19 protein-coding genes and 2 pseudogenes are annotated in these 23728 nt (G+C 71.8%); 15 read left to right on the top strand and 6 right to left on the bottom strand.

Going from position 1 to position 23728, the window contains the following annotated elements; genetic code table 11:
- Positions 1-99 precede the first annotated feature (99 nt).
- A complete protein-coding gene (locus Sspor_RS13635) occupies positions 100-495 on the bottom strand; it encodes a winged helix-turn-helix transcriptional regulator (protein ID WP_202199385.1) in 396 nt (131 codons plus the stop codon).
- A 67-nt stretch (positions 496-562) separates the two neighbouring features.
- Here Sspor_RS13635 and Sspor_RS13630 point away from each other — a divergent pair.
- Positions 563-1123: pseudogene (locus Sspor_RS13630) on the top strand (nitroreductase family protein); the annotation flags it as partial.
- A 135-nt stretch (positions 1124-1258) separates the two neighbouring features.
- On the opposite strand, the pseudogene Sspor_RS13625 reads toward Sspor_RS13630, so the two are convergent.
- Positions 1259-1882, bottom strand: a pseudogene (locus Sspor_RS13625) (DUF1152 domain-containing protein); the annotation flags it as partial.
- Positions 1883-2034: 152 nt separating this feature from the next.
- Between Sspor_RS13625 and Sspor_RS13620 the strand changes: the two are divergent.
- The 5 genes from Sspor_RS13620 (at position 2035) to Sspor_RS13600 (ending at position 7129) form a co-directional block, all read left to right on the top strand.
- Positions 2035-2874 (top strand): arylamine N-acetyltransferase family protein, encoded by an 840-nt coding sequence (locus Sspor_RS13620; protein WP_202199384.1) that lies wholly within the window; start codon positions 2035-2037, stop codon positions 2872-2874.
- 32 nt (positions 2875-2906) lie between these two features.
- Positions 2907-3512 carry a YdbC family protein gene (locus tag Sspor_RS13615; RefSeq protein WP_030008846.1) on the top strand — a complete coding sequence of 202 codons (606 nt, stop codon included), beginning with the start codon at positions 2907-2909 and terminating at the stop codon, positions 3510-3512.
- Between the two features lie 74 nt (positions 3513-3586).
- Entirely contained in the window at positions 3587-4246 is a 660-nt protein-coding gene (locus Sspor_RS13610; RefSeq protein WP_202199383.1) for a histidine phosphatase family protein, read from the top strand.
- 11 nt (positions 4247-4257) lie between these two features.
- A complete protein-coding gene (locus Sspor_RS13605) occupies positions 4258-5175 on the top strand; it encodes an ADP-ribosylglycohydrolase family protein (RefSeq protein WP_202199382.1) in 918 nt (305 codons plus the stop codon).
- Positions 5176-5452: 277 nt separating this feature from the next.
- Entirely contained in the window at positions 5453-7129 is a 1677-nt protein-coding gene (locus Sspor_RS13600; RefSeq protein ID WP_202199381.1) for a DUF4153 domain-containing protein, read from the top strand.
- A 78-nt stretch (positions 7130-7207) separates the two neighbouring features.
- On the opposite strand, the gene Sspor_RS13595 is transcribed toward Sspor_RS13600, so the two are convergent.
- Positions 7208-8761 carry an MFS transporter gene (locus Sspor_RS13595; RefSeq protein ID WP_202199380.1) on the bottom strand — a complete coding sequence of 518 codons (1554 nt, stop codon included), beginning with the start codon at positions 8759-8761 and terminating at the stop codon, positions 7208-7210.
- A 121-nt stretch (positions 8762-8882) separates the two neighbouring features.
- On the opposite strand from Sspor_RS13595, the gene Sspor_RS13590 reads away from it, so the two are divergent.
- The 3 genes from Sspor_RS13590 (at position 8883) to Sspor_RS13580 (ending at position 11024) form a co-directional block, all read left to right on the top strand.
- Complete coding sequence (locus tag Sspor_RS13590) at positions 8883-9506, top strand: TetR/AcrR family transcriptional regulator (protein ID WP_373318902.1); 624 nt, start codon at positions 8883-8885, stop codon at positions 9504-9506.
- Positions 9507-9621: 115 nt separating this feature from the next.
- Entirely contained in the window at positions 9622-10332 is a 711-nt protein-coding gene (gene rnhB / locus Sspor_RS13585) for a ribonuclease HII (RefSeq protein ID WP_202199378.1), read from the top strand.
- A 59-nt stretch (positions 10333-10391) separates the two neighbouring features.
- Complete coding sequence (locus Sspor_RS13580) at positions 10392-11024, top strand: hypothetical protein (protein ID WP_202199377.1); 633 nt, start codon at positions 10392-10394, stop codon at positions 11022-11024.
- A gap of 221 nt (positions 11025-11245) precedes the next feature.
- Here the strand turns inward: Sspor_RS13580 and Sspor_RS13575 are convergent, their stop codons facing one another.
- Complete coding sequence (locus Sspor_RS13575) at positions 11246-11875, bottom strand: hypothetical protein (RefSeq protein WP_202199376.1); 630 nt, start codon at positions 11873-11875, stop codon at positions 11246-11248.
- Positions 11876-12349: 474 nt separating this feature from the next.
- On the opposite strand from Sspor_RS13575, the gene Sspor_RS13570 reads away from it, so the two are divergent.
- The 3 genes from Sspor_RS13570 to Sspor_RS13560 all read left to right on the top strand — a co-directional run bounded on the left by Sspor_RS13570 (position 12350) and on the right by Sspor_RS13560 (position 18874).
- Positions 12350-14509 carry a RecQ family ATP-dependent DNA helicase gene (locus Sspor_RS13570; protein WP_202199375.1) on the top strand — a complete coding sequence of 720 codons (2160 nt, stop codon included), beginning with the start codon at positions 12350-12352 and terminating at the stop codon, positions 14507-14509.
- A 484-nt stretch (positions 14510-14993) separates the two neighbouring features.
- Complete coding sequence (locus Sspor_RS13565; RefSeq protein ID WP_202199374.1) at positions 14994-15746, top strand: thioesterase II family protein; 753 nt, start codon at positions 14994-14996, stop codon at positions 15744-15746.
- Between the two features lie 257 nt (positions 15747-16003).
- A complete protein-coding gene (locus Sspor_RS13560) occupies positions 16004-18874 on the top strand; it encodes a helix-turn-helix transcriptional regulator (RefSeq protein ID WP_237403856.1) in 2871 nt (956 codons plus the stop codon).
- A gap of 48 nt (positions 18875-18922) precedes the next feature.
- Here the strand turns inward: Sspor_RS13560 and Sspor_RS13555 are convergent, their stop codons facing one another.
- The gene (locus Sspor_RS13555; protein WP_202199373.1) at positions 18923-19555 is read right to left on the bottom strand and encodes a response regulator; all 633 of its coding nucleotides are present in this window, start codon (positions 19553-19555) and stop codon (positions 18923-18925) included.
- Entirely contained in the window at positions 19545-20795 is a 1251-nt protein-coding gene (locus Sspor_RS13550) for a sensor histidine kinase (protein ID WP_237403855.1), read from the bottom strand. Before Sspor_RS13550 ends, Sspor_RS13555 begins: the two co-directional genes overlap by 11 nt.
- A 136-nt stretch (positions 20796-20931) precedes the next feature.
- On the opposite strand from Sspor_RS13550, the gene Sspor_RS13545 reads away from it, so the two are divergent.
- From Sspor_RS13545 to Sspor_RS13535, 3 genes are all read left to right on the top strand, one after another.
- Positions 20932-21561, top strand: coding sequence for a hypothetical protein (locus Sspor_RS13545; RefSeq protein ID WP_237403854.1), 630 nt, complete (start codon positions 20932-20934; stop codon positions 21559-21561).
- 68 nt (positions 21562-21629) lie between these two features.
- Positions 21630-22121: a PH domain-containing protein gene (locus Sspor_RS13540; RefSeq protein ID WP_202199372.1), complete on the top strand. Its 492-nt coding sequence runs from the start codon at positions 21630-21632 to the stop codon at positions 22119-22121.
- The gene (locus tag Sspor_RS13535) at positions 22118-23662 is read left to right on the top strand and encodes a PH domain-containing protein (protein WP_202199371.1); all 1545 of its coding nucleotides are present in this window, start codon (positions 22118-22120) and stop codon (positions 23660-23662) included. The genes Sspor_RS13540 and Sspor_RS13535 overlap by 4 nt, the downstream gene beginning before the upstream one ends.
- Positions 23663-23728 lie beyond the last annotated feature (66 nt).

Below are 23728 nucleotides of genomic sequence, written 5' to 3'. Positions count from 1 at the left end.
TAGGCACCCGCCGGGCGTGATGCGCCTGGCCGAAGCGGGGAGTCGGCGCCATGCCGGCTCCCCGTCGGCGTCTTGGCCCGTTGCGTCCGATGCCACCGCTCAGGTGGCTTCCGCCGCCTCCGAGGTGCTCCGGGCCCGGGCCCGCTCGATCTCGTTGATATGGGTTTCGGTCCACTGGCGGAGCGCGGTGATCGGCTCCGCCAGGCTCCGTCCGAGCTCCGTCAGGTCGTATTCGACCCGGGGCGGGATGGTGGGGTACACGGTGCGGGTGACGAACCCGTCGGCCTCCAGGCCGCGCAGCGTCTGGGTGAGCATCTTCTGTGAGACACCCTCGATGCGCCGCATCAAGCCGGTGTACCGCAGGGTCCCTTCGAGGAGGGCGTCCACGACGAGGATCGTCCACTTGCCGGAGATGTGGTCGAGGACCTGGCGCGTCGGGCACTTCGCGGAGTAGACGTCGGCGGGTAGTCCGGATGCTTCCACCATGGTCTTCATGCCGGGAGAGTAGCGCACAAAAAAGTGCCTACTTCCCGTTGGAGAGTCACTCTCCAATAGTGAGTGCATGACGAGCCACACGATGTCTGTCGCAGAAGCGATCCGCACCCGCCGTACCGTCCGCCACTACCGGCCCGACCCGATTCCTCCGGGCATGCTCGAAGCGCTCCTCGACCTCGCGGTCGAGGCCCCCACCAGCTGGAACCTGCAGGACCGGTCGATCGTCGTGGTCTCCGGAGAGGAGGGCCTCGCGGGGCTGGCATGGGCCACCGGAGGCCAGCCCCAGCCCCAAGAGGCCCCGGTCGTACTGGTCTTCGTCGCCGAGCCGCAGTCCTGGCGCGACGACCACAGCGACGTCCATGAGCAGGCGCGGCGCAGCGGAGCATGGACCGACGAGTTCATCGCGATGTTCTCGGCCGCGTCGACGGCCTTCCAGGAGGATCTCGACCGGCGAGGTCTGCTTCGGGAGTACGCGGTCAAGGACGCCATGATCGCGGCCTCGTTCCTGATGCTCGCCGCCACGGAGATGGGTCTGGCGACCTCGCCCATGAACGGTTGGGACGAGGCCAGGGTGAAGCAGGTGCTCGGGATCGACGGCCGTGACGATCTGGCCATCGCTCTGTTGGTTTCGGTCGGCTACCCGGCGGAGGAACGGCGCCACCCGGGCCGGCGTGCCACGGAGCGCAACGTCTTCCACGGATCGCACGGGCCGCACGGGCCGCACCGCGCGGGCACCCCCGGGGCGGGTACGGGAGCGGGTGCGTCAGTGGGGGATGCGGCGGGCCGGTCGGGTGATGAGCTCCTCGCGGAATTCGGCGATCCGGGAATGGACCTGGCGCATCAGGTGGGTGTCCTCGATGCGGTCCAGGTAGAGGCAGCGCGCGGCCAGGCCCGGCAGGTCGAAGGCGAAGCACAGTGACATCAGCGGGTTCACGAAGAGCTCGCTGCCCCGCGTGCGGCTGGTGAACTGCACGTCGCCGAAGGATCCCCGGACGGCCGCGGCGATCGACCCGTTCACGATGCTGGGCCGGTCCGGGGTCTGCTCCTGGGCATCCGCCACGGCGTCCAGGAAGAGCGCGCCCTCCCTGGTGGCTCGAGGTAGGGAGAACGCGCCGAGGTAGGCGCCCGCGCGCTCCAGCGCCGCGATGTTCTCCAGCACCAGGCCGTGGCTGACCCCGTGGTAGGCGTCCACCCCGGAGCCCACCGACACGACGAGGCGCTCCGGCACGTCGTCCAGGGCGGCCAGTGCCGCGACGCTGGTGAGGTCCTCCTCGGGTGTGCCGAGGCCCGCTTCGTCACCGCGCATCAGGATGTCCGTGCCGCCGTCCACCAGGACGATCGCGTCGATGCCGTGGAGGTCGACCAGCTCGCGGTAGGCGGCACGGACGCTCTCGGCGTCGGCGAGGCGGTGGAAAAGGGGGGTTGGAGTGCAGGGCCGTCATGGTGATCATTGTGCTGGGCGCGTGTGACCGCGCGCCCGCGGATTTCCACGGCCGCGATACGGCCGACGAGGCGGGGAGAACGGGGAGATGGTCAGTCATGTGGAGCGGTGACGAGCTGGACCTGGACGCGTACCTGGCGCGGATCGGATATCAGGGTGAACGCGGTCCCGGCGGGGAACTCCGTCCGGACCTGAGTACGTTGAAAGCAGTGCAACGCGCCCACACCGCCGCCATCCCCTTCGAGAGCCTGGACGTCCTGCTCGGCCGCCCCGTCGCGCTGGACCTCAAGTCGATCGAGGACAAGCTCGTGCACGGCCGCCGCGGCGGCTACTGCTACGAGCAGAACTCGCTGCTGGCCGCCGCCCTGGAGCGGATCGGCTTCGAGGTCTCCGGGCGCGGTGCCCGCAACCGCACCCGCGGGGACGCCGTCCTCGCGGTGACGCACGCCGTCCTCGTCGTCACCGTCGAGGGTGAACCGTGGCTGTGCGACACGGGGTTCGGCTTCCAGGGTCCCCGCGAGCCGGTGCCGCTGGGACGCCCGGGAGCCGAGGTGCGGCAGGGCGAGTGGTCGTACCGCGTCCGCGAGGATGAGGACGGCGTCCTCACGCTGTGCATGCTGCGCGGCGACGACTGGCGGGACCTGTACGCCTTCTCCCCGCAGCCCTATCTCCCCGTCGACTACGTCGTGCTCAACCACTACAGCTCCACCCATCCCGCCTCCTCCTTCGCCGGGCGGCTCATCGTCCACCTCCCGGGCGACGGCGTCCGCCGGGCGCTCGTCGGACGGGAACTCACCCGGCTGCACCCCGACGGCCGGGCCGAGCCGGAAATCGTCGGCCCGGACGGGCTGCTCGGCGTGCTCGACCGGGAGTTCGGGCTTCGGCTGCCCGATCGGGATGCGGCGGAACTGGTGCGGATCCACCGCGCCGAGGACTGACCGGGGCCGCGCCTGGCCCGTACGATGGCGCCGTGCTGGTCAAGTGGATTCGCTGCACGGTGACGGACCGACGCGGGTTCGAGCGCGGGCAGCGAAAATGGGCGGGGCTGCCGGGTGAGCCGGGATTCCGGGGGCAGGGCGGCGGCTGGAGCCGGGGCCGGCAGGGGGTCGCGCATGTCTTCGCGTTCTGGGAGAGCCGGTCCTTCTACGACTCCTTCATGGCGCGCTCGCACGACCGGCTGGCCGCCTCCCAGAACGGCACCTACACCGATCTGCGGGTCACCCTCTTCGACCACCGCTTCGACGTGAAGACCGGTTTCGAGCCGCGCTTCACCGATGCGGACGTCGTACGGGTCGCGCACACGCGGGTCCGGGAGGGCCGGGTCGACCACTTCGCCCTCATGCAGGAGAAGGTGTGGAATCCGGCGATGGCGGGCTCGCCCGGGATGGTCCGCGGCCTCTTCGGGGAGGCGCCGGGCCGGGAGTTCCTGGTGCTCTCGATGTGGCATGCCGCCGCCGAGCACGGCAAGTACCGCCAGGAGCGGGTCGAGCGGCTCTCCCTGCGCGCCCAGATCCAGGCCGACGTCGAGGCCCTCACCGGGGATGTCGTCGACCTCGAACCCTCCTGGACGGTATGACCGTACGATGACCGGCCGGACTCGATCGGCGTGCCCGTCCGGCCGGGCGCCCGGCCGCCGAATAGGGTCGGGGGATGGTTCGACCACGGCGCATCGTCCTTGTCCGACACGGGGAATCGGAGGGGAACGCCGACGACTCGGTGTACGAGAGGGAGCCCGACCACGCCCTGCGGCTGACCCCCGCCGGACGAGAACAGGCGGCGGCCGCGGGGGGCCGGCTGCGGGAGCTCTTCGGCACCGGGACGATCAGCGCGTACGTGTCCCCGTACCGCCGCACCCTGCAGACCTTCCGGGAGCTCCGGCTGGACCCGACGCGGGTGCGGATGCGCGAGGAGCCGCGCCTGCGCGAGCAGGACTGGGGGAACTGGCAGGACCGGAGCGACGTACGGCTGCAGAAGGCGTACCGGGACGCGTACGGACACTTCTTCTACCGGTTCGCGCAGGGAGAGTCGGGGGCCGACGTGTACGACAGGGTCGGGTCCTTCCTGGAAAGCCTCTACCGGAGCTTCGAGGCCCCCGACCATCCCGAGAACGTGCTGCTGGTGACGCACGGGCTGACGATGCGGCTGTTCTGCATGCGCTGGTTCCACTGGTCCGTGGCCGAATTCGAGTCCCTGTCCAATCCGGACAACGGCGAATTCCGGGTCCTCCTGCTCGGCCCGGACGGCCGGTACCGGTTGGACCGCCCGTTTGAGCGGTGGACCACACCCGAGCCTTACGACCTGGACGGCTAGAGTGGCCCGCGATGACGCCTGACTCCACTCCCGAACGGCGCTACGCGCGCGCCATGGCCAGCCTCCGAGGGCTGGCGCTGGGTGACGCCCTGGGCTCCCAGTACTTCGTCCCCGTGAACTACCCCCTGCTCAAGCGGCGCGAGCTGCCCACCGGCGCCGACGCGTGGCAGTGGACCGACGACACCGAGATGGCCAGCTCCGTGGTGGCCGTGCTGGCCGAGCACGGGCGGATCGACCAGGACGCGCTCGCCAGTTCCTTCGCCCACCACCACGACTTCGACCGCGGGTACGGTCCCGCGGTGAACCGGATGCTGCGCCTGGTGCGCGAGGGGCAGGACTGGCGCACCCTGGCCGCCGAACTCTTCAACGGGCAGGGCTCGTGGGGCAACGGCGCCGCGATGCGGATCGCGCCGCTGGGAGCCTGGTACGCCGACGACCCTGAGCAGGCCACCCACCAGGCGGAGATCTCCGCCTACACCACCCACCAGCACCGCGAGGCCGTGTGCGGGGCGATGGCCGTGGCCGCGGCGGCCGCCCTGGCCGCGAGCGAAAGCGGCCCGCCGAAGGCCTCCGACCTGCTGGACGGGGTGATCGCGCTGGTGCCGCGCAGTGCGGTGGGCGCCGGGCTGCGGCGCGCGCGGGACATGCTGGACTACGGCGACGCCACCACGGTCGCGGCGGTCCTGGGCTGCGGGCGGCGCACGAGCGCGCACGACACCGTGCCGTTCGCCCTGTGGTCGGCGGCGCGCGCGCTGGACGACTACGAGCGGGCGTTCTGGACCACCGCGCAGGTGGGCGGGGACGTCGACACGACCTGCGCGATCGTCGGCGGGGTGCTGGGCGCACGCGGGGACGCGGTGCTGCCGGCCGCGTGGCTGGCGCGTACCGAGGCCCTGCCGGCCTGGCTGCCGGAAGTCGCGGCGGGCTGACACCCGCGGCGGGCTGACACCCCCTCAGTCCACCGGACGCCGGAGAGACGGCGGCGTCCGGTGCATCGGCGCGTCCGGTGCCGCGGGGCGCGCCGTGTCGCGGGGCGTGCCGTGCCGCGGCGGGAGTCCGGCGCGGGGTGAGATATCCCGCTCCGATTGTCACGGTCCTGCCACAGCACTCTTTTGATCCTGTTCAAAACCGCATCGCACCGGCCTAACCTGTCCGCAGCGCCGCCCCGACCTGAACTACGGGGCGGCCGAAAGGGGAGGGAACCCGATGTCAGAGAACACCGGCGGGGCGGACGACGCCCGGACCGAGGACGCGGCCGACGCGAAGAAGACGGCCGGGGATCCGCCCGCCGGGCCGAACCCGGCCGGCGGCAGACACACCGGCGCGGGCGGCCCGTCACCGGGGGTGTACGGCGGCAGGGTCGCCACCCCCTGGCAGCCGCCGCCGAGTTCGGCCGCGCCTTCCTGGGCCGTACGCGTGCGCCCCGCCGAGGCCGCCCCCATCCGGACCGCGACCCTCGTCGCCGTCCTCGCCTCCGGCGTCACCACCGCGCTGCTGCTCGGCGACGGCATGGGGCCCGGCCTGCTGCTCGCGGTCGTACCCGCCGTCGTCGCGGCCTACGTCGCCGCCCGCGCGGCCGGCCGCGGCGCCCGCCCCTGGACGGTGGCCTGGGCGATCGGCTGTCTCGCCCTGCTCGCCGTACCGGCGCTGCGCGACTCCGCCTGGCCCGCCACCCTGGCGATCCTGTCCGCCGTGCTGCTGGGCGCGCTGGCCCTGCACGGCGGCCGCACCTGGCCCGGCGTCCTGCTCAGCCCGTTCGGCTTCCTCGACGCCGCCGTGTCCGGGATCGCGTGGATGCTGACCGGGGTGCGCTCACGCGGCGGGGGGAGCAAGGAGCGCTGGCTGCCCGTCGTCAAGGCGACCGTCGTGGCCGCCGTCCTGCTCCTGCTCTTCGGCGCGCTCTTCGCCTCCGCGGACGCGGCCTTCGCCGATCTGCTGGGCGACCTGATGCCCGACGTGTCGGTCGAGGACGGGCCCGTCCGGTTCATGCTCTTCCTCCTCGGCTCGGTCCTCGCGCTCGCGGCGGCGCGCACCGCCGCGGCCCCGCTGCGCTGGGACCGGATCAAGGTGGCCCCCGGCAAGCCGCGCTCCCGCGTCGAATGGGCCCTTCCGCTCATCGTGCTCAACCTGCTCTTCGCCGGCTTCAACGCCGTTCAGCTGGCCGTCCTGTTCGGCGGCTACGACAAGGTCCTGGAGAGCACCGGCCTCACCTACGCCGAGTACGCCCGCCAGGGCTTCTGGCAGCTGCTCTGGGCCACCCTGCTGACCCTCGCCGTGATCGCGCTCGCGCTGCGCTGGGCCCCGCGCTCCGGAGAGGGCGACCGCCGCTTCGTCCGGGCCGTCCTCGGGGTGCTGTGCGCGCTGACGCTCGTCGTCGTCGCCGCCGCGCTGCGCAGGATGGACCTGTACGTGGACGCGTACGGGCTGACCACGCTGCGGGTGTCGGTGGCCGCGATGGAGCTGTGGCTCGGGCTGGTCATCGTCCTGATCATGGCGGCCGGGCTGTTCGGCGGGCGCTGGCTGGCGCGCGCGTTCGCGGCGAGTGCGGCCGCGGCCGTCCTGGCCTTCGGCCTGCTTTCGCCGGACGGGATGGTCGCCGAGCGGAACGTGGCCCGCTTCGAGCAGGACGCGAAGATCGACCTCGCCTATTTCCAGTCCCTGTCGGCGGACGCCGTTCCGGCCCTCGACCGGCTGCCCGAGCCGCAGCGGTCCTGCGCCCTGCGCGGGATCAACGACGAGATGGCCGAGGCCGGGGACGTCCCCTGGTACGCGATGAGCCTGGGCGAGTACCGGGCCCGGGAGATCCTGCGGAAACGTCCGGTGACCGCCTCGTACGAGGTCTGCTCGCGCCTGGGTGTCTTCAGCGGCCGCGTCGAGTACTAGGGCGTTCCGGGCCGGTACGGGGCCGGGCGCGGGGACCGTTCCCCGCGCCCGGCCCCGGCTCCGTACGGCGGACGGTGCTCAGGCGGCCGGACCGGCCTTCGCGGCGGCGCCGGCCAGGGCCTCCAGGTCGCTCCTGCGCACCCGGATCACCAGCAGGGCGGTGGCCAGGGCCAGGCCGGCCATGGCGACGGCGGCGTAGAACGCGGTGGAGATGCCGTGGGCGAGAACCAGGTCACCCCAGGGGTCGGGCAGGAAGCCGGTCTCCTTGAAGGCGGCGATCTGCTGGGGGTCCGCCTGCGCCATGAAGGCCGGGACCTGCTTCGTGGCCTCGTCACGACTGGCCGTGCCGAAGACGGTGACCAGGATGGACAGGCCGAGCGAGCCGCCGACCTGCTGGCTGGCGTTGAGCAGCCCGGAGGCCGCGCCCGCCTCCTTGGGGGCCACGCCGGAGACGGCGGTGAGGGTGAGGGTCACGAAGTTGAGGCCCATGCCGAAGCCGAACAGCAGCATCGGCCCGAGCACCCCGGAGACGTAGGAGCTGTCGGTCCGGATGAAGGTCAGCCAGGCCAGCCCGGTTCCGGTGAGCGTGGAACCGAGGACCATGAAGGGCTTGGGCCCGAAGCGCGGCAGGAAGCGCTGTGAGAGGCCGGCGGCGGTGATGATGGCGACCGTCACGGGGAGGAAGCCGAGGCCCGACTGGATCGGGGAGAAGCCCAGCACGTTCTGCACGAACTGGACGATGAAGAAGAACATGCCGAACATCGCGGCGGCCAGGCCGAGCATGATCACGTAGGTGCCGGTGCGGTTGCGGTCGGCGAACATGCGCAGCGGGATGATCGGCTCGCGGGCCCGCGACTCGATGACGACGAAGAGCGCGAGCAGGACGAGGGCCGCGGCGAAGGAGCCGAGGGTGATCCCGTCGCGCCAGCCCTTCTCGGCGGCGCTGATGAACCCGTAGACGAGCGTGGCCATGCCGCCGGTGGAGGTGAGGGCTCCGGCGATGTCGAAGCGGCCGGGGTGGCGCTCGGACTCGGTGATGTAGAGCGGTGTGAGGACCGCGATCAGTACGCCGATGGGCACGTTGACGAAGAGGACCCAGCGCCAGTCGAGCCACTCGGTCAGCATGCCGCCGGCCAGCAGACCGATCGCGCCGCCACCCGCGGAGACGGCGGCGAACACCCCGAACGCCCGGTTCCTCTCAGGGCCTTCGGGGAACGTCGTGGTGATCAGGGCGAGCGAGGTCGGCGAAGCGATCGCGCCGCCGACCCCCTGCAGGGCGCGGGCTGCGAGGAGTTGCCAGGGCTCCTGGGCGAAGCCGCCGAGGAGGGAGGCCAGGGTGAAGAGCAGGATGCCGGTCAGGAACACGCGGCGGCGGCCCAGGATGTCGCCCGCCCGGCCGCCGAGCAGCAGCAGGCCGCCGAAGGTGAGGGTGTAGGCGCTGAGCACCCACGAGAGGTCGGTGGTGGTGAAGTCGAGGGCGCTCTGGATGTGCGGAAGCGCGATGTTCACGATCGTCGCGTCCAGGACGACCATGAGCTGGCACGCGGCGATGACGGCGAGCGCCACTCCCGGGCGCCCCTCCCGGCGCGCCGCGCCGGGTATCCGGGGTGTGGCGAGTTGAGAGCTTGTCACTGAGGATCCCCCCCCAAAGTGAAATAGTGAACGCATTCGTTCACCGCGCGTCCACGGTAGGAGTCGCGCCTTAGTGAACGCAAGCGTTCACTAAGGCGGAAAACACGTGCGACGAACGGATGTGCCGGTCGGAGGTGGGGAGACGGTGGGTTCACGCTGGTCAGCGGCTTCGCCGGGGCGCAGGCGGGGTCCGGAGCTCGAACGGGCGATCCTCGACGCCGCGTTGGAGCAGCTGAGCACGGTCGGCTGGAACGCGCTCACCATGGAGGGCGTCGCCTCCGGCGCGCACACGGGCAAGGCCGCCCTCTACCGCCGCTGGCCGTCGAAGGCGGACCTGGTCGCCGATGCGCTGCGGATCGCCCTGCCGCGGATCGGTGACATTCCCGACTGTGGTTCGATCCGTGAGGATCTCCGTCTGCTGTGTGCGCGGACGCGGGACGTCATGCACTCGCGCGCCGGACAGGCTCTGCGATCAGTCCTTCACGAATGCGATCACATTCATGCCGACCGGTTCCGCGGAGTCATCTGGTCCGGTCTGCACGAACCGGCTCAGCGCTTGATCAGAGAGCTTGTGGAGCGGGGAATCGCGCGGGGTGACGTGCGGTCGGACGCGACGAGTCCGTTTGTCGTGGATGTCATTCCGGCGATGCTGATGTACCGCGCCAAGGTGTGCGGAAGTGAATGGGAGGACGCGGACGTCACGGCGCTGATCGACGAGGTGATGGTCCCGCTGCTCAAGGTGTGAGATGCGGCGGGGGCGGCCCGGGGGGCGCGGGGCGGGGTGCGCGTGCGATCACGGGCGGGTCGGACCGGGGCGGGGGTGTGCAGTCGGCCCGGGGCGGCGTAACCTTGCTGGCGCCATGCCGTACGAAGCACCCACCCACACCGTCGAACGCTCCCTCCGTGCAACCACCGGCGCCAAGGTCATCGCCGGGGTCGACGAAGTCGGACGAGGGGCCTGGGCCGGACCCGTCACCGTGTGTGCGGCGATCACCGGCCTGCGCCGGCCGCCCGCCGGGCTCACCGACTCCAAACTGCTCACCCCCAAGCGGCGCGACGCCCTGCTCGATGTCCTGGAGGGCTGGGTCACCGCGTACGCGCTCGGGCACTCCTCGCCCGAGGAGATCGACGAACTGGGGATGACCGCCGCCCTCCGGCTGGCGGCGGAGCGCGCGCTGGAGGCGCTGCCGGTGCGGCCCGACGCGGTGATACTCGACGGTAAGCACGACTATCTCGGCCCGCCCTGGCGGGTCCGTACGGTGATCAAGGGCGACCAGTCCTGTATCGCCGTCGCCGCGGCCTCGGTCATCGCCAAGGTCCGCCGCGACCGCATGATGGCCGAACTCGGGGAGCAGGGCGGTGGCATCGAGGACTTCGCCTTCGCGGCCAACGCCGGATACCCCTCGCCCGTACACCGGGCGGCGCTGGAGGAGCTGGGGCCCACCCCTTACCACCGGCTCTCGTGGTCGTACCTCGACGCGCTGCCCCGGTGGCGCCACCTCAAGAAGGTGCGCCGCAGCGAGGAGTCGGTGGAGCTGGAAAACGGAGGCCAACTCGGCTTCGAATTCTGATCGCACGCGTGTGCCACCGACCGGTACGTTTCGTACCGGTGTTTGAAAGATGTCAACTCATGCCTCTCACCCCCGCCATCGAGGAGCCTCAGATTCACGAGAGTGCCCAGGGTCCCCGCGTCACGCCGGCCGCGAGCCGCACCGCGCAGACCCCCCGCCCCGTACCTGGTCCGCGTCCCGCCGCCGTACCGCGGCCCGGCCGCCCCGGTCCTGCCAGGCCCGCACCGCCCGCGCAGCGCGCGCCGCAGGCCACCCCCGGACCCGTTCCCGCAGCCCCCACCGCACCGTCCGTCTCCGCGGCGGTGCCGCAGGTCCAGCTGATCCCGGCCTCGGCCGAGGGTGCGCTGGCCGCGGCCGAAGAGGCCGTCGACCTGCTGCTCGACACCGGGCGCGCGCCCGGTGACATCCTGGTGCTCACCAGTGGCGACCCGCACCCGTGGGCCGCGCACGAGCTGTCCTTCGGCGAGGCCGCGTACTGGGCCCTGCACGATGCCGGGGACGACGTCTTCTACGCGGACGCGGCGCAGGTCCAGCGCGCCGCCGGCCGTCCCGTCGTGGTCTTCGCGGCCAACGGCGGAACGGTCGACGCGATCGCGGGCGCCCTGCCGGTCGCGCTCACCCGGGCGGGTGCGCTGCTGATCGTGTGCGGTGACCCGCAGCAGATCAACTCCGTGCTGGGTGCGGGCGTCTGACGCCCTGTACCCCGGCACGGGCGAGGGGCGGGGCGGGCCTTCGGCCGGCCCCGCTGAAGCCCGCGCCGGGGCCCGGGTCGGAGCCCGGGGCCTGATCCGCCGTACGCCCGCGCCCGGGTGTACGGCCTTGAGGCATGCCCGTGGGCAGGCCGACCGCGCCGCCGCGCGAGTGGCAGCCGTACGGCCCCGTGGTCCGTACGGGTGGGGCGGCGGGACGGGGGTCAGCGGGCGGCGGTCCGCCGCAGGGCCTCGACCGCGCCGCCCCCGGTGTGCAGGGCCAGCGGAGAGAACTCGGCCACGGCGTCACCCAGGCGCTGCGGCCGCGAGTCGGAGCTCGGGCGCCGGCCGCCACGGCCGTCGCCGAGCACCTGCCAGCCCCCGTGGGTCAGCGTGATGTACGCGCCGCAGCGCAGGCCGTGCAGGGTGCAGGCGTCCCGCAGCCCCCACATCCACGCCCCGTCCTCCTCGGTCCACCGCTCGTCGCCCTCGCGGCAGTAGAGCAGTACGGCCGTCCGTACCGGGGTCCGGCGCCGCAGGTCGTGCGGGAGGACCCGGCGCAGCCGGGACAGCAGGGCGTTGCGGTACTCCCAGCCGTCGGCCGAGGCCGACCGCTGCACGAAGGAGGCGCTCGCCACGAGCTGCTCCTCCGGGCCGAGGACGGCGATGACCGCGGTCGAGGTCACGGGGCTGTGCCGGGAGTGCAGTCCGCTGACGACCTCGCGCGGATTGCGGAGCAGTGGAATGCCCGCCGCCGTCCATTCCGCGGGTTCCAGCAGCCTGCCGTGCCGGCTCGTGCCGCCGATGGCCGACGCCAGGGATGTGGTCGGGGGCGGCGCGAATCCGAAGGTCACGGTCCTCCCTTCGGGTACACGCCCGCGGACGGGCACGGTGGAGTCGGGGCGCGCCGCAGCGCGGCCCAGGAGGGTGCCGAGGAGCCGAGCGGGAGCACCTCAATTCTCGCGTGGCTTCTGAGCGTGCGGCAACGAGCAATTGACGCCGTCGACCGGAATTCGCCGGTATGCCGTTCATATCCTTGCCCCGCCACGCCGAAGATGACGCATTCGACCCGCCCTGAAGCGTCGGCACCGGCCGGAACACCTCTTTCGCGCCCGCCCGCGGCGGCAGTCGGGCCACCATCGCGGCCACGGCCCGCGTCGCGTCGTCCGGAACCGGCCGGTCCGGAGCGTGTGGGGCCGGCACCGGGCGCGGGCCGGCTGGCCCGCGCCCGGGCGCCGTGCGTGCGGCGCCCCGGTGAACCGTGCGTGAGGCGCCCGCCACGCTGGGTGGATTCGCCGATTGTCGGTGCCATCGGGTTGCATGGGGGCATGGACAACCCGGAGCTCCGTGCCGAAGCCGACGCCATCCTCGCCGAGCTCGTCGGAGATCCCGGGGGTTCGGCCCGGCTGCGGGAGGACCAGTGGCAGGCGGTGGCGGCCCTGGTCGAGGAGCGGCGGCGGGCGCTGGTGGTGCAGCGCACCGGCTGGGGCAAATCGGCGGTGTACTTCGTGGCCACCGCATTGCTGCGCAGGCGCGGCTCCGGCCCGACCGTGATCATCTCGCCGTTGCTGGCGCTGATGCGCAACCAGGTCGAGGCGGCGAAGCGAGCCGGGATCCAGGCGCGGACGATCAACTCGGCCAACCCGGAGGAGTGGGACACCGTCTACGGGGAGGTCGAGCGCGGCGAGACCGACGTCCTCCTCGTCAGCCCGGAGCGCCTCAATTCCGTGGACTTCCGTGATCAGGTGCTGCCCAAGCTCGCGGCCACGACCGGCCTGCTCGTGGTCGACGAGGCGCACTGCATCTCGGACTGGGGCCACGACTTCCGGCCGGACTACCGCAGGCTGCGCACGATGCTGGCGGAGCTGCCGGAGGGGGTGCCGGTCCTGGCCACCACGGCGACCGCCAACTCCCGGGTGACCGCGGACGTGGCCGAGCAGCTGGGCACGGGGAGCGGGGACGCGCTGGTGCTGCGCGGACCGCTCGACCGGGAGAGCCTGCGGCTCGGGGTGCTGGAGCTGCCCGACGCGGCGCACCGGCTGGCGTGGCTGGGGGACCGGCTGGGGGATCTGCCGGGCTCGGGGATCATCTACACGCTGACGGTGGCGGCGGCGGAGGAGGTCGCGGCGTTCCTGCGCCAGCGCGGGTATCCGGTGGCTTCCTACACCGGGAAGACGGAGAACGCCGACCGGCTGCAGGCGGAAGAGGATCTGCTCGCCAACCGCGTCAAGGCGCTGGTGGCGACCTCCGCGCTGGGGATGGGCTTCGACAAGCCGGACCTGGGCTTCGTGGTGCACCTGGGGTCGCCCTCGTCGCCGATCGCGTACTACCAGCAGGTAGGGCGAGCGGGGCGTGGTGTGGATCACGCGGATGTGCTGCTGCTGCCGGGGCGGGAGGACGAGGCGATCTGGGCGTACTTCGCCTCGGTGGGCTTCCCGCCCGAGGAGCAGGTCCGGCGCACCCTGTCGGTATTGGCGGAGGCCGGCCGTCCGCTGTCCCTTCCGGCGCTGGAGCCGCTGGTGGATCTTCGGCGCTCGCGCCTGGAGACGATGCTGAAGGTCCTGGACGTGGACGGCGCGGTCAAGCGCGTGAAGGGCGGCTGGACCGCCACCGGGCAGCCGTGGGCGTACGACGCCCAGCGGTACGCCTGGGTCGCGCGGCAGCGGGCGGCGGAGCAGCAGGCCATGCGCGACTACGTGGCGGCCACGGGGTGCCGGATGGAGTTCCTGCAGCGGCAGCTGGACGACGAGAAGGCGGTCCCGTGCGGCCGCTGCGACAACTGCGCCGGGCCCTGGCTGGACGCGGCCGTGTCCGACACGGCCCTCGCGTCGGCGGCCGGCGAACTGGAGCGCCCGGGAGCAGAGGTCGAGCCCCGCAAGATGTGGCCGACCGGGCTCGCCGCGGTCGGCATGGACCTGAAGGGCCGGATCCCCGCGAGCCAGCAGGCGGCCACCGGGCGCGCGTTGGGCAGGCTGTCGGACATCGGCTGGGGCAACCGGCTGCGCCCCCTGCTGTCGGCGCAGGCCGCGGACGGCCCCGTCCCGGACGATGTGCTGGCGGCGGTCGTGACGGTGCTGGCCGACTGGGCCCGCTCACCGGGCGGCTGGGCCGGCGGTGCCCCTGACGCGATGGCGCGGCCGGTAGGCGTCGTCGCCATGCCGTCCCGTACCCGCCCGCAGCTGGTCGGCTCACTGGCCGCCGGCGTGGCCCGGGTCGGCCGGCTCCCCGTGCTGGGCAGCCTCGCCTACACCCCGGAGGCCGACGCCCATCCGGCGCACCGCAGCAACTCCGCCCAGCGGCTGCGCGCCCTGGCCGCCTCGTTCACCGTGCCCGGCGAACTCTCCGCGGCCCTGGCCGCGTCCCCCGGCCCGGTCCTGCTCGTCGACGACTACACCGACTCCGGCTGGACCCTGGCCGTAGGGGCACGCCTCCTGCGCCAGGCCGGAGCGGGCGAGGTGCTCCCGCTCGTCCTCGCGCTGGCCGGGTAGGCGAACCCTGTCGGCCTCGGCCTCGGACCCCGTCTCGAACGCGAGGCGCGGTGTCCGAGACCGTGCGCTGATCCGCAGGGGATTACCGGACAACCGTTAGTTGAGCACCCGCCATGTCCATAAAGCAAAGGTAAAGTTATGGGTTCCGGGGTGCGATGCGGATGCGCCGATTTTGAGCCACGCGACGGTAGTCGCGCCTGCCGGGATCCCTGGGGGTGCATTCGGCGCGGAACCGCCGAACGGGCTACCCGCGCTTCCTGTTGAGCCGGAGGATCCTGCCGTTGTGCAGGGAGATCGAATGCCGGACCAGGGTTCCGGACCGGGTGATTCCAGCCAGCGTAGGGGTCCGGAGTAGGGGTACTCCCCGCCTAGAACGCTCTGCTAGACATGACTCTATCGAAACGCGCGTACGGAAGTGGCGGAAGAGTTCGAGCCGTCGGACGAGCGCGCTGCATCCGGGGCTTGAACAGGGAGTTTCAGTTCGTTGAAAAAGCAAGAAACCAGCCTCTGGGTTCGCCGCTACCACGCTTCGGACGAAAGCCCGATCCAATTGGTCTGTCTGCCGCACGCCGGCGGCTCGGCCTCCTTCTACTTCCCCATGTCCCAGGCGCTGGCGCCGGCGGCGGACGTGCTCTCGGTGCAGTACCCCGGGAGGCAGGACCGCAGGGACGAGCCCGGGATCGTCGACATCGGCGCCTACGCGGACGCCCTCACCGGCCAACTCGTACCGTGGCTGGATCGCCCCCTGGCATTCTTCGGCCACAGCATGGGCGCGATTCTGGCCTTCGAGGTGACGCGCAGGCTGGAGCGCGACCACGGCGTCACTCCGGTGCGGATCTTCGCTTCCGGCCGGCGCTCGCCCTCCAGCTTCCGCCACGAGGCCGTGCACCTGCGCGACGACGACGGAATCGTGGCGGAGATGCGGGAACTCAGCGGAACCGACGCGAAGATACTGGGCAACGAGGAAATCCTTCGCATGGTGCTCCCCGCGATCCGCAGCGACTACACCGCCATCGAAAACTACCGGGCCGCGCCGGAAGACGTCGTGCGTACTCCCGTCACGGTACTGACCGGTGACGCGGACCCGAGGACCAGCCGGGAAGAGGCCGACGCCTGGAAGACGCACACCACCGGCGGATTCAACATACATCGTTTCCCGGGTGGTCATTTCTTCTTGGCGAATCATCAGGAACAGATCGTGAAAATCGTTTCGGAGGAACTCGCCGCAGCAACGTGAAAGGAATGAGCTGAGCGCTGTGGACCAGGCCGGGGAAACCCGGCACGCCCCGTGCCACCTCCGCCCCAGTGGCGGAGCCGGGAAGCCGCATGACTAACGGCCGACCGATGGCGACCGAAAGGGGCGGGCCGCGGTGACGGCCGCCGGTGCCTACCGTGCACCGGCACACCAAGCGGTGCGGTGGCGCCTTCGTGGGGCGCCCACCGGGCCCGTTGCGAATTCTTCGCAAGCCGTGCAGTTCGGGGGAAGGAAAGTCAGTGGCGGTCAGACTCGTCGAGCGCGAGAACCAGCTGGAGACGCTGAAGGAATTGCTCGGCAGCGCGATGCGCGGCCGGGGACGCATCGCCGTCATCAGCGGACCGGTCGCCGGCGGGAAAACGAGTCTGCTGGAAACCTTCACCGAAGAGGCGATCTCCGCGGACGCGCTGGTGCTGGAGGCCGCGGGCTCCCGGGCGGAGCGCTATCTGCCCTTCGGGATTCTGCGCAGAATCCTCGACAGTGCGGCACCCCTGTCGCCCGAGGTCCACGCCTACGCCACCGAACTGCTGGACCAGGTGTCCGCCGGGACGACGGATGCCGAAGGCGCCGTCGAGGCCGGTATGCGGGTCCTGCCCCATGTCGCCACCGCGCTGCTGCGGATCGCCCGGGACCGGACCGTCGTCATCGCCGTCGACGACGTCCACCACGGCGACGAACTCTCTCTCGCCTTCCTGCTGTGCCTCGCTCGCCGCGTGCGGCAGGCCGGTGTCCTGATCGTGCTCACCGAAGCCGTACGGCTGCGGTCCGCGCAACTCGCCTTCCACGCCGAGCTGCAGCGCCAGCCCAACTGCACCAGCCTGCGGCTTCCCCTGCTCACCACGGCCGGCACCGCGCGCATCCTCGCCGAGCACTTCTCCCCCTCGACGGCGCAACGGCTGTCCGCCGAGTGCCAGGAGACCACCGGTGGCAATCCGCTGCTGGTCAGGGCGCTGGTCGACGACGGCCTCACGGCGCTCGGGGACAGCGAGCCCTTCCAGCGGCTCGCCCCCGCCGAGTCCTTCGAGCGCGCCGTGCTCGACTGCCTGCACCGCGGCGACCCCGAACTGCTGACCGTCGCCCGGGGCGTCGCCGTACTCGGTGGTGCCTGCTCCGCGGTCCAGCTCAACCGGATCGTCGACCTGCACGTCAAGCCCACCGAACAGGCTCTGCAGGACCTCAGCCGGTGCGCCGTGCTGCACAACGGTGCCTTCCGTGAGCCCGCGGCCCGCACCGCCGTCCTGGAAGCCACCCCGCCCGCCGCGCTGTCCGCCCTGCACCTGCGCGCCGCGAGACTCCTGCACCAGGAGGGTGCGACGGCGCTCGACGTCGCCCGCCACCTCCTCGCCGCCCGCAAGAACGTCGAGGACTGGGCGATCCCCGTCCTCCAGGAGGCGGTCGAGTACGCCCTCGTCGAGGACGAGCACGAACTCGCCCTGCGCTGCGGGGAACTGGCGGTCGCCTCCTGCGCCGAGGGCCCCCGGCACGCCGCCCTCAAGTCCCGGCTGGCCAGCATCGTCTGGCGCAGCAGCCCGGCCGCGGCCGAGGGGCATCTGCGGCAGCTGTCCCGCGAGCTCGCCGCCGGCCGGCTCGCCGATCGCGATCTCGTCCAGGCCGTGTCGCTCCTGGCGTGGATGGGGGAGGCCCAGGGAGCCGGCGAGGCGGTACTGGAGCTGCAGAGGACCGACCGCGAGGCCGAGGCGGCCGGACGGGCGCCCGCGTACGACCCGAGCACGCTCGCCGCAGCCCAGAGCTGGCTCTCGATGGTCAGCCCGCCGGCCCGCGACCTCTTCGACGCCGTGGAACCGCGGCGGACGACAACGCTGTCAGGCATGCCGGGGGCGCTGCCCGCCGGGATCGAGGCCGTCCCGTACGACATGCCCGACAACGCCTACGTCCAGGCTGCGGAAGCCGTCCGCACCGCCCTCCGCGCCGGGACCCAGGCCGACGCCGCCGTCGCCAAGGCCACCCGGGTGCTCCAGCGCTACCACCTCAGCGACCGCACCCTCCAGCCCCTCGTCTTCGCCCTCCTGGCCGTCGTCTACGCGGGACGCCTCGACCTCGCGTTCGCCTGGTGCGAGCGCCTGCTCGGCGAGTGCTCCGCCCGCAACGCCCCGACCTGGCAGGCCGCACTCGGCGTGGTCCGGGCCGAGATACTGCTGCGCCAGGGCGATCTGCCCGGCGCGGCCGCCCAGGCCCGCCACGCCATGTCCCGCATCTCCGTGCAGAGCTGGGGCGTGGGCATCGCGTGGCCGCTGGCCATCCTCGTCGAGTCCGAGATCCAGATGGGCCACCACGAGGAGGCGATGAGCCTGCTCGAACAGCCCGTGCCCGAGGCCATGTTCGACACCCTCGCCGGCCTGCACTACCTCAGGGCCCGGGGGCGCTGCCACCTGGCCACCGGCCGCTACCACGCCGCCGTGCGGGACTTCCTGAACTGCGGCGAGCTGATGCAGGCCTGGGGCGTGGACGCGGCGGAGCTGGTGCCGTGGCGGCTGGACGCCGCCGAGGCGTGGCTGGCCCTCGGCAACCTCGCGCGCGCGAAGGAGTACACCGAGCAGCAGAAGCAGCGCGAGACGGGGCCCGTGGGCAGCCGGACGCGTGGCTTCCTGCTGCTCACGCTCGCCCACACCGGCGGCGACCTCACGTTCCGGCTCAAGCGGCTCATCGAGGCCGTCGAGACCCTGGAGGAGGGCGGGAACCGGGTCCAACTGGCCGTGGCACTGGGGGAGCTGGGCCGCGGCTACCGTGCGCTGGGTGATTTCAACCGGGCCCGGATGCTGGTGCGCAAGGCCTGGCACGTCGCCAAGTCCTGCGGCGCCGAACCGCTGTGCCAGCAGTTCATGCCGGGCCAGGTCGACGGCGAGGCCGGCACGCAGGGCGGCCGGGAGACGGAGCCCCTCAGCGAGGTCGAGGTCCTGTCCGAGGCCGAGGCGCGGGTCGCGCTGCTGGCGGCGCGCGGCCACACCAACCGCGAGATAGCGACCAAGCTCTATGTCACGGTGTCGACGGTCGAGCAGCATCTGACGCGCATCTACCGCAAGCTGAAGGTGAAGCGGCGCCGCGATCTGCCCGCCCGGCTCTCGGACATGAGCCTGCCGAGTACCGCCTGACCGACCCGGGCGCCGGGCGCGGCACCCGCCGCCCCCGGGCCCGTGCCGTCAGGACAGCAGGCCGCGCTCCAGTGCCGTGATCACCGCTGCGGTCCGGTCCGAGACCGACAGCTTCTTGAACGACCGCAGCAGATGCGTCTTCACCGTCGCCTCGCTGATGAACAGGCGGCGGCCGATGTCCGCGTTGGTCAGCCCGAGGCTGACCAGCTGGAGCACCTCGCGTTCACGGTCCGACAGCACGGGCCGTTCCACCACCCGGGCCCGGAACAGTTTGGGGGCCAGCGACGGCGTCAGGACCGTCTCGCCGCGGGCCGCCGCCTTCACCGCCTGCACCAGGTCGTCGCGCGTGCTGCCCTTGAGCAGGTAGCCCGCCGCGCCCGCCTCCACGGCCCGCAGGATGTCGGTGTCGCTCTCGTACGTCGTCACGATCACCACCTTGGTGGCCGGAGCGGCGCGCAGCAGGTGGCCGGTGGTCTCCACCCCGTCCATGCCGCCCATCTGCAGGTCGAGCAGGACGATGTCGGGAGCCAGCCTGGCGACCATCGCGATCGCCTCCTCGCCCGAGCCGGCCTGCCCGACGACGCTCACGCCGTCGGCGGACTGCAGCATCGAGCTCAGACCCTCCCGGACGACCGGATGGTCGTCGACCAGCATCACGCCGATCGTCTGGTCAGTGCTCATCGGCTTCCTCTCCACTCGCCGGCACGGGAACCGTCACCTCGATGGTGGTGCCCTGTCCGGGGCTGCTGACGACGGTCGCCACCCCGCTGATCTCGTGTGCGCGGGTCTGCATGCCGCGCAGCCCGTTTCCCCGCTGGTCCCCGGTGACGGTGAACCCGGGTCCGTCGTCGCGTACGAGGAGCCGCACCGTGTCCCGCCGGTACACGAGCCGGATCTCGGCCGTGCGTGCCTCGCCCGCGTGCTTGCGGATGTTCGCGATGGCCTCCTGGAGGGAACGCAGCAGGACCACGCTGACCGCCATCGGCAGCTCCCGCTCGTCTCCCTCGACGGTGACGTGCGCCCGCATGCCGGTCTGCGCGGTCAGGCCTTCGGCCTGCCGCCGTGTCGCTTGCACGAGCGAGGACTCCTGCAGCGCGGGCGGGGTGAGCTCGGTGACGAACTCGCGGGCCTCCGCCAGGCTTTCGCGGGCCACCCGCCCCGCCAGTGCCAGATGCGACCTGGCCAGTTGCGGGTCGGCCGTGAAGTCGGTCTCGGCGGCCTGCACGAGGCTGATGATGCTGGTGAGGCCCTGGGCGAGGGTGTCGTGGATTTCCCGTGCGAGCCGCTCGCGCTCGGCGGAGACCCCCGCCTTGCGCGACAGCCGGGCGACTTTCTCGCGGTTGCGGTGCAGCTCCTCGATGAGGGCGGCCCGTCCCCGGCTCTGCCGGGTCACGCGGGTGATCCACAACCCGAGCATGACCGACAGGGCGATGCCGAGGAGCGAGGTGGGCAGGACGGCCAGGATGTCGCGGCTCAGGGTGCCGCCGCGCAGCCACACCACGATGACCGGAGTCAGATTGGCCAGCGTGACCACGGCGATCGCCGGCGAGGTCGTCAGGCTCATCATCAGCATCGGGACCACGGCGAACAGGGCGAACGAGGCCGCGAGGTCGAAGATCACGGCCACCGCGAACAGCACGAACAGGCCGACGGAGAAGACGATGCGGCGCCGGTCGTTCCCCTGGCTCTCATGGATCATCGTGCTGCGTCCCAGGGCCGCGTACCAGGGCACGGCCACGGTCAGCGCGGCCATGGCCACGGCACGGTGGACCTGCTCACCCGCGGAGGTGAACAGCAGCATGGTGGTGACGGCGTACGAGACCGCGAAGAGCGCGTCCCACAGGCCGAACCACCGGGTTTCCGCCTCCGGCGCGTGATCCGGGCCGTCGGTCGCTCGTTCCGCCCGGTGTTCAGTGCTCACCCGACAAGTCCTATCACCCCGGCCGGGCGCGGTACGAGGGCGGCCCGGCGACGTCCACCGTGTCCACCGGTCGGTTGACAGCCGAACCCACTGGTCGGTTGTCCTCGCGCCCCTCGCTCGGCTCCTAACGTTGCAGGTGAGAGGCACGCAGTCACCGCATGCCGGACGACCGGCACTGCCGAAGCATGAGGAGGAGGTACACCCCCTGAGCCCGATCTCGAACGCACTGATCGTCGGCGGGACGATCCTGGCCGTCATCCTGTCGGCCGACCTCGGCACCCGCCGGGTCACCCTCATGCGGGTGCTGCCCTCGATCCTCGCGGTCGCCGTGACCTTCGCCTTCTTCGTGCACACGCTGCCGCTCGACGGCAACGCCCCCTCGCTCCAACTGGCGGGCATCGGCGCCGGTATCATCTGCGGACTGGTCGCCGCGGCACTGCTCCCCGCCCACCGGGACGCCTCCGGTGAGGTCTTCACCAAGGGCGGTATCGGCTACGCGCTGGTGTGGACCGCACTGTCCGCCGTGCATGTGCTCTTCGCCTACGGTTCACAGCACTGGTTCAGCGAGGGCATCGCCCGGTTCAGTATCGACTACAAGCTCAGCGGACAGGCCGTCTACTCCAACGCCTTCGCCTTCATGGCCCTGGCCGTGGTGCTGACGCGGGCCGCCGTCCTGCTGAACAAGCGCCGCCAGCTGCGCGGCGGACAGACTCCTGCGGCCGGCAACACGGCAGCACACCAGGCGGGTTCCGCCAACACGCATTGACATGACGGGTCGTCAGATCCGGCTTCGGTGCAAGATCGTCTCCGAACTAGGGTGAAGCAGTGAAACACATGGATGATGTCAGGCTCAGGCCCCCGCGCAATCGTGTCGAAGCCCGGGCGATGGGCTGGTGGATGCTTCAGTCCGCCATGTTCGCCCTGCCCCTGCCGATCGTCTTCGGCGTGCTGTATCTCTGCATCCCGCCCGCCAGGCCGTTCTTCGGCTGGGCCTTCGTGATCTCGCTCGTACCGGGCCTCGCCTACATGGCCGTCATGCCCGTCTGGCGCTACCGGGTACACCGCTGGGAGACCACCGACGAAGCCGTCTACGCGGCCTCCGGCTGGCTCTGGCAGCGCTGGCGGGTCGTACCGGTGTCCCGCATCCAGACCGTGGACACCCTGCGCGGGCCCCTCCAGCAGCTCTTCGGCCTCTCCGGCATCACCGTCACCACCGCCTCCTACTCCGGTGCCGTGAAGATCAAGGGAATCGACCACCGGACCGCCCGGGACGTGGTCGAGCACCTCACCAGGTCGACCCAGGCCACGCCGGGAGACGCGACATGAGCAACGACACCGAACAGCGGCCGGCCGCCGGGACCTCCGACGGCGCCGCCGACGGCCCCAGGTGGAGCAGGCTCAGCCCCAGACTGCTGTGGGTCAACCTCAGCATGCTCGCGGGACCGCTCGCACTGTTCGCCGTCACGGTCGCCCTGACCGGCGCCAACCTCCAGGCCGTCATCTCGCTCGGCTCACTGGTGATCACCTTCCTGGTCATCACCGGGATCAGCACGATGCGGCTGCTGACCACCCGCTTCCGCGTCACCGACGAGCGCGTCGAACTGCGCTCCGGCCTGCTCTTCCGCAGCCGCCGCTCGGTCCCGTTCGACCGGATCCGCAACGTCGACATCGAAGCCAAGCCGATGCACCGCCTCTTCGGCCTGACCTCGCTGCGCATCGGCACCGGCGAACAGACGGCGGCCTCCAGCCGCAAGCTCTCCCTCGACGGCATCACCAGGCGCGACGCGCGCCAACTGCGCAGGCTCCTCATCGACCGCCGCGGCAGCGGCCGCGTCACGGGCCAGGACGCGGACGTCACCATCGCCGAGATGGACTGGGCCTGGCTGCGGTACGCGCCGCTCACCGTCTGGGGCGTCGGCAGCGTCTTCGCCGGCGTCGGCACCGTCTACCGCATCCTGCACGAGATGAAGGTCGACCCGCTCGAACTGGGCATCGTCAAGGACGTCGAGGACCGCTTCGGTTCCGTACCCCTGTGGTTCGGCATCCTCGTCACCGTCGTGATCACCGCCCTCCTGGGTGCCGCGATCTCCACCGCCACCTTCGTGGACGCCTGGACCAACTACCGCCTGGAGCGCGAGCAGGACGGCGGCTTCCGAATCCGCCGCGGACTGCTCATCTCCCGCTCCGTCAGCATCGAGGAGCGCCGGCTGCGCGGCGTCGAGCTCGCCGAGCCGATGCTGCTGCGCTGGGCGGGCGGCGCCAGCCTGAGCGCCATAGCCAGCGGCCTCAGCAACACCGACGAGAACCGGAGCCGCTGCTCCCTCACCCCGCCCGTGCCCCGGGACGAGGCCCTGCGCGTCGCCTCGGACGTCCTCGCCGAGGAACAGTCCCCGACGCAGATGAAGCTCGTCCCGCACACCCGCGCCGCCCTGCGCCGCCGCATCAACCGCGGCCTGATGGTCCTCGCACCCGTCGTGGCGCTCCTGCTGGGCCTGGGGCTGTGGCTCACCCCCGTCCTGGTGCACACCGCCTGGATCACGGCGCTCGTCGGCCTGCCGGTCGTCATCGCCTTCGCCAACGACGCCTACCGCGCACTCGGCCACGGAGTCCGCGACCGCTATCTCGTCGTCCGTGCCGGCACCTTCACCCGCCGCACCGTCGCCCTCCAGCGGGACGGCGTCATCGGCTGGAACATCTCCCGCTCCTACTTCCAGCGGCGCAACGGACTGCTCACCATCGGCGCCACCACCGCGGGCGTCGGCTGCTACAAGGTGCGCGACGTGTCCGTCGGCGTCGGCCTCGCCTACGCCGAAGAGGCCGTACCCCAGCTGCTCGCCCCGTTCATCGAACGCGTCCCGCGCGGCTGACCCCCGAACCAACTGGCGATCCCCCGAGCGGTGGAGGGGCGGCAACCCCCGTGCCGTCCCTCCACC

It is taken from the genome of Streptomyces spororaveus, from assembly GCF_016755875.1.
Classification (GTDB): Bacteria; Actinomycetota; Actinomycetes; order Streptomycetales; family Streptomycetaceae; genus Streptomyces; species Streptomyces spororaveus.
This window is presented reverse-complemented; position numbering and strand designations above follow the sequence as displayed.